Origin of the sequence: Candidatus Bandiella numerosa, assembly GCF_021811875.1 — a bacterium.
Taxonomy (GTDB): domain Bacteria; phylum Pseudomonadota; class Alphaproteobacteria; order Rickettsiales; family Midichloriaceae; genus Aquirickettsia; species Aquirickettsia numerosa_A.
The window spans coordinates 1-1,847 of sequence record NZ_JAJBJD010000178.1; the positions used below are offsets into that span (position 1 = coordinate 1).

1 protein-coding gene is annotated in these 1,847 nt (G+C 31.2%); it reads left to right on the forward strand.

Going from position 1 to position 1,847, the window contains the following annotated elements:
- Nucleotides 1-478: 478 nt before the first annotated feature.
- Nucleotides 479-1,717, forward strand: a complete 1,239-nt coding sequence (mtaB, locus tag L8D11_RS05155) for a tRNA (N(6)-L-threonylcarbamoyladenosine(37)-C(2))-methylthiotransferase MtaB (protein ID WP_236870599.1) — start codon at nucleotides 479-481, stop codon at nucleotides 1,715-1,717.
- Nucleotides 1,718-1,847: the final 130 nt, after the last annotated feature.

The following is a 1,847-nucleotide window of genomic DNA, read 5'->3' on the forward strand; positions in this document are numbered from 1 at the left end:
ATATGTGTGGCTAAGATCAGCAAATCGGCATGCAACATGCTAATTTAGCATAATATTTTGTTAACTTTCTTGAATTCCTATTATTCTATCAGCTTTTATACCAAACTTATCGTTCTTCTTTATATGAGTCTAATTTTTTAAATCCATTTATTGCATATCTTCCTTGCTTTGCATTTATGCAACGGCCTTTATATTACAAAAAGGGTTTTTAATGAGTCAATAAAACATTATTATAGTCGTGTTGAGCAAAAGTTATCAGAGGCAAAAACAGATATTTTTAAATGGTTCATTAAGACAAATATTGCGCAAACTTCAATTTTAATTGCATTGATTTTTACACTACTCGACTTCTTCTTTAAAAAATAGTAAAGTGCTTTAGCTTTGAAATTGAATTAAATTGATTTTGCTATAATTCAGTTATTGATACCAAATCATTTACAAAGCTAAAGTATTTTGATTAATTGGTTTTGTTGTTTTTATGTCACTTGAAGTAGTAACTTTTGGCTGTAGATTAAATATTTATGAAAGCGAGCTTATTGAAAAGCATGCAAAAAAAGCTGGGATAGATAATGCAATTATATTTAATAGTTGCGCTGTCACAAAAGAAGCAGAGAGGAAGTTAAAGCAGGCAATAAGAAAGGCTAAAAATGACATGCCTGACAGAAAAATTTTAGTTACTGGTTGCGCTGTTCAGATTTCTGCAGAAAAATATGCGAAAATGCCTGAGGTTGATAATGTTTTTGGAAATCATGAAAAATTAGTACAGAATACTTATGAAAAACTTGTGATTAATTCTGAGCCAATACTAGTTAACGACATCATGTCGATAAAAGATACTGCACATCAAATGGTTGATGGAGTAGAAAATAAATCAAAAGCTTTTTTGCAAATTCAAAATGGGTGCAATCATAGATGTACGTTTTGCATAATACCATATGGCAGAGGAAATAGCAGGAGCGTGCCTGTTGGTGAGATTGTAAAATATGCGCAGAACCTTGTTGATAAAGGCTATAAAGAATTGGTCTTAACAGGTGTTGATATTACTGATTACGGCTTAGATTTGCCTGGTAAGCCTAGCTTAGGTAATATGATAGGTAGACTGTTAAAGATGGTGTCTGGAATCCAAAGATTAAGATTATCATCTGTTGATGTTGCGGAAATAGACGATGAGCTTTTTGATATTATAACAAAGGAGCATAGATTTATGCCTCATTTACATTTAAGTCTACAAGCTGGTGATGATATGATTTTAAAAAGAATGAAGAGAAGGCATAGCAGGCAACAAGTGATTGATTTTTGTAATAAGGTATGGAAATATAGACCTGAGTTAATATTAGGTGCTGATGTAATCGCTGGATTTCCAACAGAAACAGATGAGATGTTTCAAAATACTTATGATTTAGTTGATAAGCTAAACATAATGCATTTGCATGTATTTCCTTACTCATCAAGAGAGAATACACCAGCTGCTAGAATGCCACAAGTTGATGGTAAAGTAATAAAAAATAGAGCAAAAAGATTGAGGGATTTAAGAGATCAATTAATGCAAAAACATATAAAAAGTAAAATTGGTAAAGAAGAGATTATATTGGCTGAATCAGATAACCATGGGTATACACAAGATTATTGCAAGGTAATATCCAAAAAAGATCTAAAAAAAGGCGAAATATATAGATTAACAATCTCATCAATTTCTGATGGGCAACTAATAGCATAAATAAAGGCCGTTGCATAAAGGAAGCATAAATATTAGATAGCGTATAAATAGGAAAAGTGCTAACCTTTGACCTAAAACAATACAGGTATCAAATGGATTTTGAAATAATAGTAAGAAAAAAAGAAAAAGG